Below are 16,708 nucleotides of genomic sequence, written 5' to 3'. Positions count from 1 at the left end.
TATGAGGACATTCACACTGCGTCCGTTGTTTCACACTGAGCGCAACACAGTATTTGATAATCGCTACTAAATAGCGTCTCAAAAAAGAGGAAGAAATGAACTAAATTAATAATACCGTTTCGCAATTAAAATTTAAGAATAGCAGACGCATAAAAAGATCGCTTACCCATTAAGAGTGGATGAAATAGGCCGATAGATTAAGGAGAAGAGGGTGGTATCTACCACGACAGAACATCACGTTAAATCAAATAATATGATAAAATTAAAGCACTTCTTTCGTATCACAATAAGTAAAAAAGCCCTATCAAGGAAGTCGCCATGAACGATCTTAAGTATAAGATACTTAAACTTTTTGCCCACCCGATGTATGCCTTTTTCCTATTTGGGGCGATTTCCTTTATCTGCACCATTATTATGGTGCATGAAGCTAACAAATCAACATGGAAAACAGAACGGATAAATCTTGATTCTGCACTCAGAACCTATGGCTCTTACGCTAACGGTAATGACGTCACAGAAGGCGATATGACGCGTCAATCTGGTATGTATCTGGTATCACGAACCCGAACATTTTCTTTTAACACCAAAGATTCACGCATTGAATGTATCAACAAACTTTCCTCTTCCGATCTGACTTTCAACGATATGGCGGTTATCCGAACTTGCCAGAATAAATTACCCTCGATTGGTACCTACGCGGGTAAAGATACATTGACTCTTATCTTTCCTATTCTGTCATCAAGAGATGAACTACTTGGCATTTGGATAAGAACAACATGGGAAAAACCGCAGCCATCCGTTGTCCAAACGTTTTCTTCGCTGTCTTCACTTTTCATTATTGTGGGTAGCGTACTGCTCTTCGCTATTTTAGGCAGCATGATGTCCCTACTGACGAAAAAATATTTGGTTGAATTGCCGATCATCGCACGTTATGACGACCTCACCGGTTATTTACGGCGAGATGCATTCTTTCTTGCCGCCAATAAAGCTCTTAGTATCGCCAATCTGACCAAGCGTCCTGTCAACGTCATGCTGATCGACATCGACTACTTTAAGCAGGTGAATGACAGCTTCGGTCACAGCGTCGGAGATGAAGCGCTGAAATTTGTTGCCGACACGTTCAAAAAATCATTTCGCCGCGAAGATATTTTTGGCCGTATTGGCGGCGATGAATTTGCCATTGTGTTGCCGAATACCGGATTAGACGATGCGTACGCCATCGTGGATAAAGCAAGAGCGCGTATTAGCGAAACACCCTGTGAAACCGCCGCGGGAAAGATCAGGCTGACGGTCAGTATTGGGCTGGTTGAATACCATATCGCTGGAGAAGACCTCAGCGAGGTGATGAAGCGGGCAGATGATAATCTTTATATCGCGAAGAAAACCCGTAATGCGACGGCGAAATAGACTTTTCCCTTCAAAAATACCAGCGCGCAGACAAAAAAATAGCCGGGAATCCCGGCTATTTTCATGTGACAGAATGTTTACAGTAAATCTGCAATCATCTTTTCCAGTTTTTCCTGGTCGATAGCAAATTTACGGATCCCGTCGGCCAGTTTATCGATCGCCATTGGGTCTTGGTTGTGCTGCCAGTAGAATTCCGCTTCCGTCATTTTCGCCGGACGAACTTTCACTTCACCAGCATAAGACAGTTTGCGCACCACTTCGCCTTCGCTTTCTGACAGCTCTTTCAACAGCGCTGGTGCAATCGTCAGACGGTCACACCCGGCCAGTTCCAGAATCTCACCCACGTTACGGAAGCTCGCGCCCATCACGACGGTTTCATAGCCGTGCTCTTTGTAGTAATCGTAGATTTCGCTAACGGAAACCACACCTGGATCTTCGTGCGGCGCGAATTCTTTCTTATCGCCATTAGCTTTGTACCAGTCAAGAATACGGCCAACGAATGGTGAAATCAGGAACACGCCCGCTTCAGCACAGGCACGCGCCTGTGCAAAGGAGAACAGCAGCGTCAGGTTACAGTTGATGCCTTCTTTTTCCAGTTGCTCCGCCGCACGGATGCCCTGCCAGGTTGAAGCCAGTTTAATCAGGATACGCTCGTTGCTGATGCCTGCATCGTTGTACAGTTTGATCAGGTGTTTTGCCTTCGCCACACTCGCTTCGGTGTCATAAGACAAACGTGCATCCACTTCCGTGGAGATGCGGCCTGGGATCAATTTTAAAATTTCGAGACCGATGTTAACCGCCAGTTTGTCCGTAGCATCGACAACCTGCTGTTTGCGATCGCTGCTCTGCTCGCGTGCCCAGGCAATCGCCTCATCGATCAGCTTGCGGTATTCAGGAATTTGCGCCGCGTTCAGAATCAGCGAAGGGTTGGTGGTCGCATCTTGCGGTTGGTACAGTTTCATTGCCGCAATATCGCCAGTATCAGCTACAACCGTGGTCAATTGGCGTAGGGAAGTCAGTTTATCCGTCATGTTGGCATGTCTCGTTGTTTATACGTGGTGCTCGTGAATGAAAATAGCTCGTATATGAATCGACTTATTATCTAATCGGGTGGCCGTCTGTTTTGCGCCGAAATCTGATAATAACACGCGCGTTTTCCCACGCAAGCCAGCCTTTTCCTACGTCCCTCTGCCATGCGGGTCGCATACTAGCGTTCCCCTTTTCCAAAGACGCTAGAACGTCAAAGGCAAGGCATATTGTAGCTATTGGGTATTGTACCTATTGGCGTATTGTAGCTATCGCCGTTTTCTTACTACGTTCTTGCTATAGTAGGACCATCAGAAACCAGACCGACAGGACATGGCGCATGCTTATTACTCTTTCACCCGCAAAAACGCTCGACTACACCAGTCCTTTGGCAACGACGCGTTATACCCAGCCGGAACTTCTGGACTATTCCAGCCAGTTGATTGATGTGTGTAAAAAACTGACGCCGGCACAGATCGCTTCTCTGATGAGCATCAGCGATAAACTGGCGGATCTGAATGCAGGTCGCTTTAGTGAGTGGCACCCAGATTTCACGCCTGAGAACGCGCGTCAGGCGCTGCTGGCGTTTAAGGGCGACGTCTATACTGGATTAGCCGCTGAAGATTTCAGCGAGGATGATTTCGATTTCGCCCAGCAGCATCTGCGTATGCTATCTGGTCTGTACGGCGTGTTGCGTCCGCTGGATTTGATGCGGCCGTATCGGCTGGAAATGGGTACCAAGCTGGAAAATAAAGCCGGTAAAGATCTCTACAGTTTCTGGGGCGACACCATTACAGAAAAACTGAATCAGGCGCTGCGCGATCAAGGCGACGATGTGCTGGTTAATCTGGCATCGGATGAATATTTCAAAGCCGTTAAACCGAAAAAGCTCAATGCTCGTCTGATCAAGCCCGTTTTCCTGGATGAGAAAAACGGTAAGTTCAAGGTAATCAGCTTCTACGCCAAGAAAGCGCGCGGTCTGATGAGCCGTTTCATTATTCAAAACCGCCTGACGCAGCCGGAACAGTTAGCAGACTTTGACTCGGAAGGTTATTTCTTCGAGGAAGCGGAATCCTCCGCCAACGAGTTAGTGTTCAAGCGTCACGAGCAGTAATTTACTTTACCCACAACCTCCGCTTATCTACGAGAACAGGAAGGTATCGCGGATTTTTCCGTTATCCGGCGTAAAAAATTATGCTGAGGAGATAGCGGGCTTAGGATGAGCCGCAAGGATGCGGCGAGAGCTTGCGCCACGTCGGGAACGTGTCGCAAGCGTTCCGTTCAGCCAGATATCGACGAAGGCACCGCGCTAGCGGCATAATTAACGCCGACAGCCTGGGTTCGCAGGGCGGCGGCGATTGAGCGCCCTGCGTCGGGCGCGTGCTACTGAGTAGCATGAAAATGACAATATCATCGCGCACGAAACCATCTCTTAGCCCACAAAAATAGCGTAACTAAGAGACAGTCCTTGCAAAAAGCCTTATTCCGGCAGTGACATCAGGAACTCACGCAGCTTCGCGAAATCATCCGGGAAGTTGTGCGACAGCAGATCCAGATCGGCACGCTCAGCCAGCGCTTCCGGCAGATCCAGTTCTTTGCCAAGAATGTCTTCTACACTTTCCTTGAATTTCGCTGGGTGCGCCGTACCCAGGAACAGGCCGAACTCACCCGCTTGGAGTTGATCGCGCAGCAAACGATAAGCAATTGCCGCATGTGGCTCAGAGACATAGCCTAACGCATCCAGCTCATGCATGGTTTCTTTCGTCGTCTCATCGCTCACCGCGCCAAAGCCCAGCGTTTTCAACTGCCAGTTTTTGCGACGGAACAACTCTTCCACACGCGGCCAGTTGTTCGGCTGGCTCACATCCATCGCGTTAGATAACGTTGCCACTGTTTTATTCGGTTCCCAATTTCCGCTGCTTAGGAAACGCGGCACGGTGTCATTGGCGTTGGTCGCTGCGATGAAGCGCTTAATCGGCAGACCCAGCGATTTCGCCAGCAGACCGGCCGTCAGATCGCCGAAGTTACCGCTTGGTACAGAAACCACTAGCTGGTTACGCGCTTCCTGCGGCAGTTGTGCAACGGCTTCAAAGTAGTAGCAAATCTGCGCCAGCAGACGGCTAATGTTAATGGAGTTTGCCGAGTTCAGGCCAATTGCCTTTTTCAGTTCTTCATCATCAAACGCCTTTTTCACCAACGCCTGACAGGCATCGAAATCGCTGTCGATAGCGATGGTGTGAATGTTGCCGCCCAGCGTACAGAACAGTTTTTCCTGCAACGGACTGATTTTGCCCTGCGGATACAAAATCACCACACGAACATTTTCCAGACCATAGAAAGCATGCGCCACGGCAGCACCGGTGTCGCCAGAGGTCGCCGTCAGAATGGTTATTTTCTCGTCGCCAGATACTTCCGTCAGCATTTGCGCCATAAAGCGGCCGCCGAAGTCTTTAAAGGCCAGAGTCGGACCGTGGAACAGTTCCAGTGCGGCGATATCTTCCGCTACCGGTGCAACCGGTGCCGGGAACGCAAAGGCCGCTTTTACGCGCTCGAATACGGTTTCAGCCGCAATTTCATCGCCGATATATGCAGACAGAATACGGCTGCTGCGGGTAACGAAATCCAGATCCAGCAGCGCGTCGATTTCGGTGCGCTCAAATTCCGGCAGATCCAGCGGGAAGAACAGCCCTTGCTGGCTACCCAGCCCTTGCTTGATAGCCTGAGCAAAGCTGACCTGCTCGTTATGATCTTTAAGGTTGTACAGTTTCATGCGTTATCCCAGTTGTCGTGCGCCAGTCGTATCAAGACGGCAAATATGAACAAAACCTTCATCGTTCTGCAAATAGTTATCCCGCAGCCAGTCGGCCAGACGCTGTGCGCTCGCCATGTCGTTGCAAACGGAGAACAGCGTCGGGCCAGAGCCGGAAATACCGCAGGCCAGCGCCCCGATATCTTCCGCAGCCTGGCGAGCGGCCGCAAAGCCGGGCAACAGTTTCGTCCGATAAGGTTCCGCGATGACATCCTTCATCAGTTTCGCCGCCAGCGCGGCCTGTCCGGTATGGCAGGCGTGGATAAAACCAGCCAGATAGCGGCCGTGGCTGATGCAATCCTGACGACGATATTGCGCAGGCAGAATCGCGCGCGCTTCGGCAGTCGAGACTTTAATTCCCGGATACGCCATGACCCACAGCCAGTCATCGAAAGATGGCACAGGTTGGCTGATAATGCCGTTCTCTTCCAGCATCAGTTGGACGCCGCCGAGGAAGCACGGCGCCACATTATCGTAGTGAACGCTACCGGAAATGCGCCCTTCCAGCTCGCCCATCAGCGTCAGCAGACGGGTATCATCCAGCGGCTTGCCGCAAAATTCGTTCATCGCCATCAGCCCAGCAACGACAGAACAAGCGCTGGAACCGAGCCCCGAACCAATCGGCATGTTCTTTTCGAGCGTCATCGCCACCGGCACGGTTTTGCCAATTTCCTGACAGAACAGTTCCCAACATTGATACACAATGTTTTCTTTCGGGTTGTCCGGCAGCTTGCTAACAAAACGCCCTTCATTACGCAGGCTGAACAGATCGGCCGCCTCGACAGAGACGCAATCGCCCAGCAATGAACCGTCTACGGGTGAAACGGCCGCACCCAGTACATCAAACCCAACGCTGACGTTACCGATTGATGCAGGTGCATACACCTTAACCATAATTATGCTCCCAACTTCCATGACAAGGTGCGCAGCAGATCGGCGAACACACCAGCAGCGGTAACATCGTTACCCGCGCCATAACCGCGTAACACGAGCGGCAATGGCTGATAATAACGGCTGTAGAATGCCAGCGCATTCTCGCCATCTTTGACTTTAAACAGCGGATCGTTGCCGCCAACGGCACTGATCTTAACCTTGCAGCGACCTTCTTCAATGACGCCGACATAACGCAACACTTTACCTTCATCGCGCGCTTGTGCAACACGGCTGGCAAACTCATCGTCTACCGACGGCAGGCGCTGCATGAAGCTGGAGACATCGCCGGAGGCATCGAAGCTAGCAGGCAGAACAGATTCCACTTCAATATCGCCCAGTTCCAACTGATAACCCGCTTCACGCGCCAGAATCAGCAGCTTACGCGCCACATCCATACCGGACAAATCGTCGCGTGGATCGGGTTCGGTATACCCTTTCTCTTTCGCCTGTGTGGTCGCTGCTGACAACGACATGCCTTCATCGAGTTTACCGAAAATAAAGGACAGCGAGCCAGAGAGAATACCGGTAAAGCGAATCAGTTCATCACCCGCATTCAGCAAGTTTTGCAGGTTCTCAATCACTGGCAGGCCAGCACCGACGTTAGTGTCATACAGGAAACGACGGCGGGATTTCGCCGCGGCGCCACGCAGTTGGTGATAATAATTCATCGATCCGGTGTTGGCTTTCTTGTTTGGCGTCACCACGTGGAAACCGTCGGCCAAGAAATCCACATACTGATCGGCCACGGCCTGATTCGACGTACAGTCAACGATAACCGGGTTTAGCAGGTGGTACTCTTTCACCAGACGAATCAGACGGCCCAGATTGAACGGCTCGCGGGCTTTCGCCAACTCTTCACGCCAGTTGTCCATCGAAATGCCGTTAATGTTGGTCAGCATAGCTTTAGAGTTAGCAATCCCGCATACGCGCAGATCGATATGCTTGTCTTTCAGCCAAGGCTGTTGACGGTGAATCTGCTCCAGCAGTGCGCCACCCACCCCACCGACGCCGATCACAAACACGTCGATCACCTGATCGGTGTTAAACAGCATCTGGTGCGCAACACGCACGCCAGTGGTCGCTACATCATTGTTCACGACAACGGAAATAGAACGTTCGGAGGAACCCTGCGCGATAGCCACGATATTGATATTCGCCGTCGCCAGTGCGGAGAACAGACGCGCAGACAGGCCGCGCAGCGTGCGCATGCCGTCACCCACGACAGAGAGGATCGCCAGACGTTCCATCACATCCAGCGGCTCCAGTACGCCTTCTTTCAGTTCCAGATAGAATTCGTCTTCAAGCGTTTTTCTGGCACGCGCCAGCTCGTTTTGTGATACGCAGAAGCTGATGCTGTATTCGGAAGATGACTGCGTAATCAGAACAACAGAGATACCTGCACGTGACATCGCGGCAAACACGCGCGCCGCCATGCCGACCATGCCCTTCATGCCCGGACCGGATACGTTAATCATCGCCATGTTGTTCAGGTTGGTAATGCCTTTCACCGGATACTGCGTATCCGTGCTGTCCATGCCGATGAGCGTGCCAGGAGCCTGAGGGTTTTCGGTGTTTTTGATGAGGCAGGGAATTTGGAACTGGGCGATAGGAGCGATGGTGCGGGGGTGGAGGACTTTGGCGCCGAAATAGGACAGCTCCATCGCCTCCTGATAGGACATCGATTTCAATAATCGGGCATCCGGCACCTGACGCGGATCGCAGGTATAAACGCCGTCCACATCGGTCCAGATCTCACAACAGTCGGCACGTAAACACGCAGCCAGTACCGCAGCGGAATAGTCAGAACCGTTGCGGCCCAGCACGACCAGTTCACCTTTGTCGTTACCGGCAGTAAAGCCCGCCATCAGGATGACATGATCCTTCGGAATAGCGCTTTCAGCGATACGGCGAGTCGATTCTGTGATATCCACGGTGGATTCTAGGTAGTGTCCCTGCGCCAGCAGCTTCTCGACCGGATTGATAACGGAAACCCCATAGCCGCGTGCCTGAAAGACCGCTTCCATGATGGCAATAGACAGTTTTTCCCCTCGGCAGATAATCGCGGCGTTCACACTGTCAGGGCACTGCCCCAACAGCGCGATGCCATGCAGCACGTGTTTCAGCTGTGCAAATTCCTGATCCACGAATGCCTTCAGGCGGGCATGATCAAAACCGGGTTGAGACTCGGCAAGGCCTTGCAGCAGCGAAGAAAAGATGGTTTCGGCGTCATTCAAATGAGGCAGGATATCTTGTCCGGCGACGGTTTTCTCAATCATGGCAACCAGATGGTTGGTAATTTTCGCCGGCGCAGACAATACGGTAGCCACCTGTCCCTGGCGCGCGTTGTTTTCGATAATGTCGGCAACGCGCGCAAAACGCTCCGCATTTGCTACTGAAGTCCCGCCAAATTTCAACACTCGCATTTTTATCTTTTCTCCTGAATTTCTGCCAACTAAACGCCGGAAGCGTTTTTGTATGCCGCTTGCAGGCGGCGCTGAGGGATAACCTGCCGTAAAAAAAAAGCCCGCACTGTTCGGTGCGGGCTTTTTCTGGAATCTTTATATGCGTCAGCCCGCACCGTTACTGGTTGTATCGGTGATGGTAATAATCGTGGTGATCAGGCTGATAGTACGCATACTAAAATCAAATCTCATTAGAAGTAGAGTTATCTGCCCTATTAGTTAGGCCAATCGACCTTTGAAGTCAACGGATTTCTTTTTTTTCTTCTCGCCGAACGAAAAATACCTACCGCTCAACCCACTGCCAAAACGGGAATATGCCGGATGAACCATTGCCAAAATACATGCTTCAAGATGTTCGACTGCCAAAAAAGCCATCTCTGCTATCTTATTTCGGCAGGTTTTTTTCAATATCGTGTAGCAACCGATGAAGCATCGCCGTATCGCGCTGCTCTAAACGTCCCAACCGCTGATGCAGCCAGTCTCGCAGTTTTTCATCATCCTCAACCGCCAAAGTAACCAAAAGCCGATCCAAACGATCGTGCAGCGCCGACAATTGTCCCACTGCCGCAGGCTGTGCCGCTTCCGGTTTGACCTCCATCAGTTCAGCCAGTTGGTAACAGTACACCATCACCGCCTGACCCAGATTCAGTGAAGGGTAATCCGCTTTCATCGGCACACCGGTCAACACATCCGCCAGCTCGAGTTCTTCATTCGTCAGGCCAACATCTTCCCGACCAAACACCAGCGCCGCAGAAGTCATCCATTGCACCTTCTCTTGCAAGATGCCAGTCAGTTCAGTTGGCGTGCAGTAATAGTGATATTTAGCCCGACTGCGCGCGGTGGTCGCGACCGTAAAGTCGACATCCGCCAGTGCTTCAGCCAGCGTGGCAAACTCCTGTACGTTATCCAGAATGTCCCCCGAGCCGTGCGCTACCCAACGCGCTGCCGGCTCTTGATGTGCAGTGCTACCGATAATACGCAAGCTGTTGAATCCCATTGTTTTCATCGCACGGGCTGCTGCCCCTACATTCTCTGCCCGAGCGGGCTCAACCAAAATAATATGAAACTGCATAAACTCCTCAGTATGGGTTACGTGCGTTCTGTCACTGTCTCCACCAACCATCAAATAAAACAGCCGCGTCATCGCTAGCTATTCACTGATTACGATTAATGAATAAGTGCTATTCGTTGATAACCACAGCATGTTGATCGTTACAGTGAAAAGTTAACAATAAGCCAACAAAATTTCCGGTATCAACCCAGCATTCGGTAGGAAACATCGGAGAGTCCAAAAATGGGCAGGAAGAGAAAACCCTAAGAAAAATAAGGTAAATTATTTTATTTCAATAAGTTATAAAACTACTGCCGTAGGTATAGCCCCAATTATGATTATTGGTATTTGCTATGCCAAACCGTTAATAAAAAGTGCTAAATTGTGACGTAAACTGGCAATCCTATAAGTGTTTATCACAAAATAGTTAACGTGCTAAAATGAAATTTGATATATGTCAACAGAACCGTAGATTTATCAGCAGGCAAAATCCGTGCTTACTGTTATGTTGCTGTTAATAAGGTTAAACTGTGCGCCACTTTGAGCGCAGTTAAATTAGCGCCACGCTCATCCGCTAGCAGTACCTCTAAGCGGGTAGAGAATGAACACCAGTAACGCCTTTACGTACTTGAGTCTGATGTTGAGCGAGAGCGTAGTTTACCTCGATAAGCTCCAGGGAAATACCCAGAATAACTGGCGTTGTAGCCAGCGGGCCAGCAGGGTATGACAGCGACTTCTGTACTTCCGATTTCTATAATTTAAGTTGGCAATTTTAGGTAGCAAATATGCAGACGCCGCACATTCTTATTGTTGAAGACGAGCTAGTAACTCGTAATACCCTCAAAAGCATTTTTGAGGCGGAAGGATACGTTGTTCACGAAGCCACTGATGGCGCAGAAATGCACCACATTTTGTCCGAGAATGACATCAATCTGGTGATCATGGACATCAACCTGCCAGGAAAGAACGGCCTGTTGCTGGCACGTGAACTGCGCGAGCAAGCCACCGTTGCTTTAATGTTCCTCACTGGCCGCGACAATGAAGTCGATAAGATCCTCGGTCTAGAAATCGGTGCGGATGACTACATCACCAAACCATTCAACCCACGTGAATTGACGATCCGCGCGCGTAACCTACTGTCACGTACCATGAACCTGAGCAGCAGCACTGAAGAGCGCCGTCTGGTGGAAAGCTACCGCTTCAACGGCTGGGAACTGGACATCAATAGTCGTTCTCTGATTAGCCCAGCTGGCGAACAATACAAGCTGCCGCGCAGTGAATTCCGCGCCATGCTGCACTTCTGCGAAAACCCAGGCAAGATTCAGTCTCGCGCGGAACTGCTGAAGAAAATGACCGGCCGTGAGCTTAAGCCACACGACCGTACCGTTGACGTCACCATTCGCCGTATCCGCAAGCACTTTGAATCTACAGCCGATACGCCGGAAATCATCGCGACGATCCACGGCGAAGGCTACCGCTTCTGCGGCGACCTGGAAAATTAATTCCTCTCAGCCGGAACAGACATCTGTTCCGGCTGTTTTCCCTTCTTACCGCATTACCGCACGTTATTCACTCTTTGCCCACGGCATAACCGGCACCGCGCTTAACGCATTTTTCGGCGAACCATCGACTAAGCGATCGGAGTAAGCGAGATAGATCAGCGAATTGCGCTTTTGATCGTAAAATCGAATAACCTGCAATTTCTTAAAAACCAGCGAGGTTCTTTTCTGGAACACCACAGATCCGCGATCGCCGCCGTTTTTGATTTTATCGGACAGCGTAATCGGCCCAACCTGCTGGCAGGAAATAGCGGCGTCCGATGTGTCTTCCGCCAACCCTAATCCGCCCTTGATTCCGCCTGTTTTGGCTCGGCTAATGTAGCAGGTCACGTTTGAAACATCTGGGTCGTCAAACGCTTCCACCACGATCTTATGATCCGGTCCCAACAGTTTAAAGGCGGTATCGACAGACCCGACCTCTTCCGCACTGACGGCGCCAGCGGTGGATAGCAATAACAGACCCGCTCCCATGATGCGCTTTATGTTCATATTTCAGGTCCTCTGACAATTCATAACAAACGATTAATAACCACAATTAAAAAGAGGATGTACAAAATAAACCACTATCGCAATCCTCCTTATCCAAATTACCTGCGGAATATTTTCAAAAATCTTCGGCAGTACCAAAGTGAAAATATTGCTATGATGCGGGATCTCAATACGCTCGCGCCCAATGTGTTTGATGAGGAAGATTATGGATCAAGCCGGTATCATACGTGACTTGCTTAACTGGCTAGAAAGCCATCTCGACCAGCCGCTATCACTGGATAATGTGGCGGCGAAAGCGGGTTATTCCAAGTGGCATCTGCAAAGAATGTTCAAAGACGTGACAGGCCATGCCATTGGTTCATATATCCGAGCGCGGAGATTGACCAAAGCGGCGGTTGCACTTTGTCTGACCAGTCGCCCTATCCTTGATATTGCCCTGCAATATCGTTTCGATTCACAACAGACGTTTACCCGCGCGTTCAAAAAACAGTTTACCCAAACGCCGGCGTCTTATCGTCGTTCCGATAATTGGAATACTTTCGGCATTCGTCCGCCGATCCGGCTCGGTGCGTTTACCCTGCCACAGCCGCAGTTTATCACTCTGCCAGAAACGCAGTTGCTTGGGCTAACACAAACCTATAACTGCCGCCTGGAGCAAATTTGTAACTTCCGTACGGAAATTCGCGTCCACTATTGGCGTCAGTTTTTAGGCGAAACCAGCTCCATTCCCCCTGTGCTTTACGGGCTGCACCATTCACGGCCGAGCAAAGAGAAAGACGACGAGCACGAAGTCCTCTACACCACCGCACTGGAGCCACAGTACCTGCCGGATGATGTCCACACGGGCGAACCCATTACGTTACCGAGCGGCGACTACGCGATGTTTGTTTTTGAAGGGCCAAACGACGAGCTACAAGACTTCATCATCACGCTGTATGACACCTGTCTACCGACCTTCCAGCTCACGCGTCGTAAAGGATTCAGCGTAGAACGTTTTCATCCCAATTGCGATAATGACGGGGAAATACCCGCAATCATTCGCTGCGAGTATTTTATCCCCATCCTGCATGCAGAACCGCTCTCAGCGCTGTAACTCATCCAATGCCGGAATATCCAGATGCGAGATATCTCCGGCCGTTTCCACCACCCATCCCGGTGCCAGCCACGGACTTTGCTGATAGTCGATACGCGACAGGGAGCAGTTGCGCAGGCGCAGGCGCCGCTCAGCCGACGCGGGTAGCCCCAGAACCGTACTCAGCAGACAGCCCAGCGCCATCCCGTGGCTCACCAGCAAAGGGCGGCTTCCTGCTGGCAACGCCAGACACCGTTCCAGGACGCCGTGCATACGCAATGCGACATCATTCATCGATTCACCTTCCGGGATGCGGCCATCGGGCGTGCCATCCACCAGCCCTTTACGCCACCCTTCTTCCTCGGCGGTCAGCGAATCCAGATCGCGCGTTTCTAATACGCCCATGTTCAATTCACGTAACCCAGGCTCTAGGATTATCTGGCAATTACCACAGGATTTAGCGATGATTTCTGTCGTCTGACGCGTTCTTCCGAGATCGCTGGTAAAAATATGCGTAATCCCTAACGTCCTGATTCGTTCAGCAACTTGCTGTGCCTGTTGCTCACCTCTTGGCGTCAGCGCACTGTCCGATTGACCTTGAATACGTCGAGCCACATTCCATTCTGTTTCACCGTGGCGAACAAGATATACCTGTAACATGGTTATTTTCCGTTATACTGCGTCAAATTAACTAAAGGTACGAAACTGTTATGTATCACGTTGTTGCTGCAACTACCAACCCGGCAAAGATTAAGGCTATTACTCTGGCATTCACCGATGTCTTTGGTGCAGAAAATTGCCGCATCGAAGGCGTTGACGTCGATAGCGGCGTCCCGCGTCAACCTCTTGGTTCTATCGAAACCCGTACTGGCGCCAGAAACCGCGTCATGATGGCACGTCAGGTGCGGCCAGAAGCCGATTTCTGGGTCGGTGTCGAAGCAGGTATTGAAGAAAGCATGACGTTCGCCTGGATGGTGATCGAAAACACCCACCTGCGTGGCGAATCACGCTCTGCCAGCCTAGTTCTTCCAGAAAGTATATTACATGGTATCCGTGAAGGGCGGGAATTAGGCGATGAAATGGAACGTTTGACGGGCGTTCAGAATATTAAACACAAAGGGGGTGCCATCGGCGTCTTCACCGACGGCAAACTGTCACGTACCAGCGTGTACCATCAGGCGCTGCTGCTGGCACTGGTGCCGTTCCATAACCCGATCTATCAGATTCCCGTTCAGGCCGCAAAACCGTAACGGTTACGCGTCGTCACCCAACGGTTTATCTGCCGACAGCAACTGCGCTTCCAGCCAACTTTTTAACGCGGGGGGCGCGGCTTTCAAACTGTTTGAACCGCGCGTAATCGTCGCAATTCCCGCACCTAACTCGCTTTTCAGCTCACGCTGGCTCATTTCACCCCGCATCAATTCCTGCACAATTCTCACCCGCGTTCCCAACGCAGTACGCTCGTCCGGCGTCAGTAGTAATTGAAGCAGCGGCAATTGCAGATCTTCCGCAATAGACTGCTGCAATAGCGCGACAAAGCGCAACCAATCCTCATTGTCTTGTTCAGAAAGTGCCGGGTCGATAAGCGATAACGGAGTCATAACAGGCTGCCATACTATTTAACTAGTACGGCAGCATAACACAATTTCAAGCAACGATCGCAACGCCGCGTCTCAATAACGCCGCTGCCATTCCTCATCCGTCAGCACATTGTTTGGCTGCTGAAGGAAATAGCGATAGAAGACGTCATAGGCCAGCACATTTTTCACGTATCCCCGTGTTTCCGAGAACGGAATGCTTTCGATAAACGCAACAGGATCAATGCGTCCAGCGCTGTTTCTCAGCCAACTATTCACCCGCGATGGCCCAGCATTATAAGCCGCGGAAGACAGAATCCGGTTACGGCCAAATGTCTGATACACGAACTCCAGATAGTTCGTTCCCAACAGAATGTTGGTCTCAGGATCGAACAGTTGGCTGCTGTTCGTATAAAACGTGATATTGCTCATTTTGGCCGTATGCTGCGCCGTCGCTGGCATCAACTGCATCAAGCCTGATGCACCAACCGGAGAGCGCGCTTTCGGGTTCCAGGCGCTCTCCTGACGAGCGATCGCCATCGCATAGCTTTGGCTAATGCTTTTCCCCTGCGTTTCACGACGGAATTCGTCATTCCAGGCCAGCGGGAAACGTTCTTCCAGATGATCCCACAGCTTCGCGACAATCGTTGCCTGCACACTCAAATCCGCCCAGCGCTGTTCAAATGCATAGCGAGCCAGCGCTTCCTGCTGTGGTTTGCTACGGTTCGCGACTAACCCGACCCACTCGCTGCGCGCCAGATTATCCATCTGCCAGAACATCAATTCTCGCACGCGAGCGACCTCCGGTAGCTGGGACAGAGAAGGATCCGGTTTCACCGCTGTCATGATCGTAATGGGATAGCGCTCATTGAGCTTCTGCGCTGCCGCCATCGGATAGAACCCACGCTCCTGCATCAGGCTGCGTAATAGCGTTTCGCCTTCCTGACGTTTACCTTGATCCAACAGCACCACCGCACGCCAGTAGCGCCATTCGTCTTTCTGTAACGCCTCTGCCGGTAAGCGCGCCATCCAGCTTGTTAGCCCCTGACGGTCGCCTGCACCCAACGCCATCCGTACACGGCGTTCCAGCAAAGTGGTCGACGTACTTTTTCGCACCACGCCATCCCGCCACTGTGCCTGCTCTGGTGTGGCATCGCTGCCCATCAACCGCCAGGCAATCGTTTCTTCCATCTCCTGACGTTCTGCGGCACTCATTTTCTGTAGACGGACAATCACTGGCAGCATCGAACGGGCATTATCGGCATCCTGACGCGCCGTGCGCGTGAAGGCCGATAGCGTGACTTTCCGAGTGAAATCCGTTGGCCCGACGCTACGAGCGAAGCTCTCCAGCGCATTCGGATCGTTCTGGAGTTTAAGCAGCGCATCGCCCATCGTTTTATAATCGTCGGGTAACTGTTTGATGAGGTAACTCACCAGACTGCTGCTGCCTTCGTCCATCGCCAGACGCGCGCGTTCCAGCGTCGTCAGCGGCGTTTGTTCGCCGGCCTGCTGCCAGACGGAGAAAAGTTTATCGCACACGGCAGGGAGCGAACGCCCAGTCAGCCAGATATCCCGCGTGGCTTCCCACACGCCCTGGCGCTGCCCAGTGGCCCACTGGGCATAGTAAAAGTTACAGCGGGCGCTGACCGGCTTCGGTGGCTGCGGGCTAAATGCCAGCAGCCCAATCCAGTCCTGACGGCGCGCCAGTTCATTCACAAAGCTGGTGTTGAGATTACGGGCGGGCGGCAGCGTCGGATGCGTTGCCATAAACTGCCTCACCTGCGTCGCGCTGATCTGGCTCAGGTCCTGCGTGAGCGAGCGATATTCAAGATAAGGATAAAGTGGGTAACTGCGCAGCGTCGGCATCAGTTGCGCGACCGTGTCCATCTGATTGCTGTCCCATGCTTGCTTAACTTGTTGATAGCGCTGACGCTGTTCGTCCAGAGAATCCGCCAGCGCATGGCCGGAAACCCCAGCCAGACATATCGCCGCAACGGCGTACCACCAATGACCCGCTTTCATCACCTACATTAACCTCATCCGTTATCGAACTTGCTATCGGCATCCTTCATCGTGTCGATACCCCTAGCAGATCCAGTGTGGCACATCATGCCAGACAGCGATACGTCGATCCGCAAACCGATTCTGAAATTCATCAGGCGGGCTGACCTCTCAGATCGGCCATGGCAAATCGCCGGATAGCTGGGATCGCGGGCTGAAACCCGCTACACTCCATACTCAAAGTAATGCACTTAGAATAATCGATCCGCTGCTGGGGAATTGCCTTAGCAGCGATGTAGTATTAAGTAGCATCGTGCTACAC

Annotated in this window: 15 protein-coding genes and 1 other annotated feature; of the genes, 5 read left to right on the top strand and 10 right to left on the bottom strand. The window is 51.6% G+C overall.

What is annotated here, in order from left to right:
* Nucleotides 1-318 precede the first annotated feature (318 nt).
* Complete coding sequence (locus H0247_RS04605; RefSeq protein ID WP_180741479.1) at nt 319-1,407, top strand: GGDEF domain-containing protein; 1,089 nt, start codon at nt 319-321, stop codon at nt 1,405-1,407.
* Nucleotides 1,408-1,484: 77 nt separating this feature from the next.
* On the opposite strand, the gene tal is transcribed toward H0247_RS04605, so the two are convergent.
* On the bottom strand, nt 1,485-2,438 hold the full coding sequence (gene tal, locus H0247_RS04600) for a transaldolase (protein ID WP_015841794.1): 954 nt from the start codon (nt 2,436-2,438) through the stop codon (nt 1,485-1,487).
* Nucleotides 2,439-2,773: 335 nt separating this feature from the next.
* On the opposite strand from tal, the gene yaaA reads away from it, so the two are divergent.
* Nucleotides 2,774-3,547, top strand: coding sequence for a peroxide stress protein YaaA (gene yaaA, locus H0247_RS04595; RefSeq protein WP_180741478.1), 774 nt, complete (start codon nt 2,774-2,776; stop codon nt 3,545-3,547).
* A 366-nt stretch (nt 3,548-3,913) separates the two neighbouring features.
* Here yaaA and thrC read toward each other — a convergent pair whose 3' ends face one another.
* The 5 genes from thrC to H0247_RS04570 form a co-directional block, all read right to left on the bottom strand.
* Nucleotides 3,914-5,203: a threonine synthase gene (gene thrC, locus H0247_RS04590; RefSeq protein WP_180741477.1), complete on the bottom strand. Its 1,290-nt coding sequence runs from the start codon at nt 5,201-5,203 to the stop codon at nt 3,914-3,916.
* A gap of 3 nt (nt 5,204-5,206) precedes the next feature.
* Nucleotides 5,207-6,136 carry a homoserine kinase gene (gene thrB, locus H0247_RS04585; protein WP_010300501.1) on the bottom strand — a complete coding sequence of 310 codons (930 nt, stop codon included), beginning with the start codon at nt 6,134-6,136 and terminating at the stop codon, nt 5,207-5,209.
* Between the two features lie 2 nt (nt 6,137-6,138).
* Complete coding sequence (gene thrA / locus H0247_RS04580) at nt 6,139-8,598, bottom strand: bifunctional aspartate kinase/homoserine dehydrogenase I (protein ID WP_180741476.1); 2,460 nt, start codon at nt 8,596-8,598, stop codon at nt 6,139-6,141.
* A gap of 90 nt (nt 8,599-8,688) precedes the next feature.
* Nucleotides 8,689-8,804 (bottom strand) — a sequence feature (Thr leader region).
* Entirely contained in the window at nt 8,743-8,811 is a 69-nt protein-coding gene (gene thrL, locus H0247_RS19985; protein ID WP_014916714.1) for a thr operon leader peptide, read from the bottom strand. (Overlaps the previous feature by 62 nt.)
* A 211-nt stretch (nt 8,812-9,022) precedes the next feature.
* On the bottom strand, nt 9,023-9,709 hold the full coding sequence (locus tag H0247_RS04570) for a tRNA/rRNA methyltransferase (protein WP_180741475.1): 687 nt from the start codon (nt 9,707-9,709) through the stop codon (nt 9,023-9,025).
* A gap of 764 nt (nt 9,710-10,473) precedes the next feature.
* Here H0247_RS04570 and arcA point away from each other — a divergent pair.
* The gene (gene arcA, locus H0247_RS04565) at nt 10,474-11,190 is read left to right on the top strand and encodes a two-component system response regulator ArcA (protein WP_180741474.1); all 717 of its coding nucleotides are present in this window, start codon (nt 10,474-10,476) and stop codon (nt 11,188-11,190) included.
* A gap of 63 nt (nt 11,191-11,253) precedes the next feature.
* Here the strand turns inward: arcA and creA are convergent, their stop codons facing one another.
* Nucleotides 11,254-11,736 carry a protein CreA gene (creA, locus tag H0247_RS04560; RefSeq protein WP_180741473.1) on the bottom strand — a complete coding sequence of 161 codons (483 nt, stop codon included), beginning with the start codon at nt 11,734-11,736 and terminating at the stop codon, nt 11,254-11,256.
* 205 nt (nt 11,737-11,941) lie between these two features.
* Between creA and robA the strand changes: the two genes are divergently transcribed.
* Nucleotides 11,942-12,829, top strand: a complete 888-nt coding sequence (gene robA, locus H0247_RS04555; RefSeq protein WP_180741472.1) for an MDR efflux pump AcrAB transcriptional activator RobA — start codon at nt 11,942-11,944, stop codon at nt 12,827-12,829.
* On the opposite strand, the gene gpmB is transcribed toward robA, so the two are convergent.
* Complete coding sequence (gene gpmB, locus H0247_RS04550) at nt 12,818-13,468, bottom strand: 2,3-diphosphoglycerate-dependent phosphoglycerate mutase GpmB (RefSeq protein WP_180741471.1); 651 nt, start codon at nt 13,466-13,468, stop codon at nt 12,818-12,820. The genes robA and gpmB overlap by 12 nt on opposite strands.
* Before the next feature lie 50 nt (nt 13,469-13,518).
* Between gpmB and yjjX the strand changes: the two genes are divergently transcribed.
* Nucleotides 13,519-14,058: an inosine/xanthosine triphosphatase gene (gene yjjX, locus H0247_RS04545; RefSeq protein WP_015841804.1), complete on the top strand. Its 540-nt coding sequence runs from the start codon at nt 13,519-13,521 to the stop codon at nt 14,056-14,058.
* Between the two features lie 3 nt (nt 14,059-14,061).
* Here yjjX and trpR read toward each other — a convergent pair whose 3' ends face one another.
* Nucleotides 14,062-14,409 carry a trp operon repressor gene (gene trpR / locus H0247_RS04540; protein WP_180741470.1) on the bottom strand — a complete coding sequence of 116 codons (348 nt, stop codon included), beginning with the start codon at nt 14,407-14,409 and terminating at the stop codon, nt 14,062-14,064.
* 72 nt (nt 14,410-14,481) lie between these two features.
* A complete protein-coding gene (gene sltY / locus H0247_RS04535) occupies nt 14,482-16,407 on the bottom strand; it encodes a murein transglycosylase (protein ID WP_180741469.1) in 1,926 nt (641 codons plus the stop codon).
* Nucleotides 16,408-16,708: the final 301 nt, after the last annotated feature.

Origin of the sequence: Pectobacterium sp. CFBP8739 (genome assembly GCF_013449375.1) — a bacterium.
Classification (GTDB): domain Bacteria; phylum Pseudomonadota; class Gammaproteobacteria; order Enterobacterales; family Enterobacteriaceae; genus Pectobacterium.
Note: the sequence above shows the minus strand (reverse complement) of the source record. Positions and strands in the feature narration are given on the sequence as shown.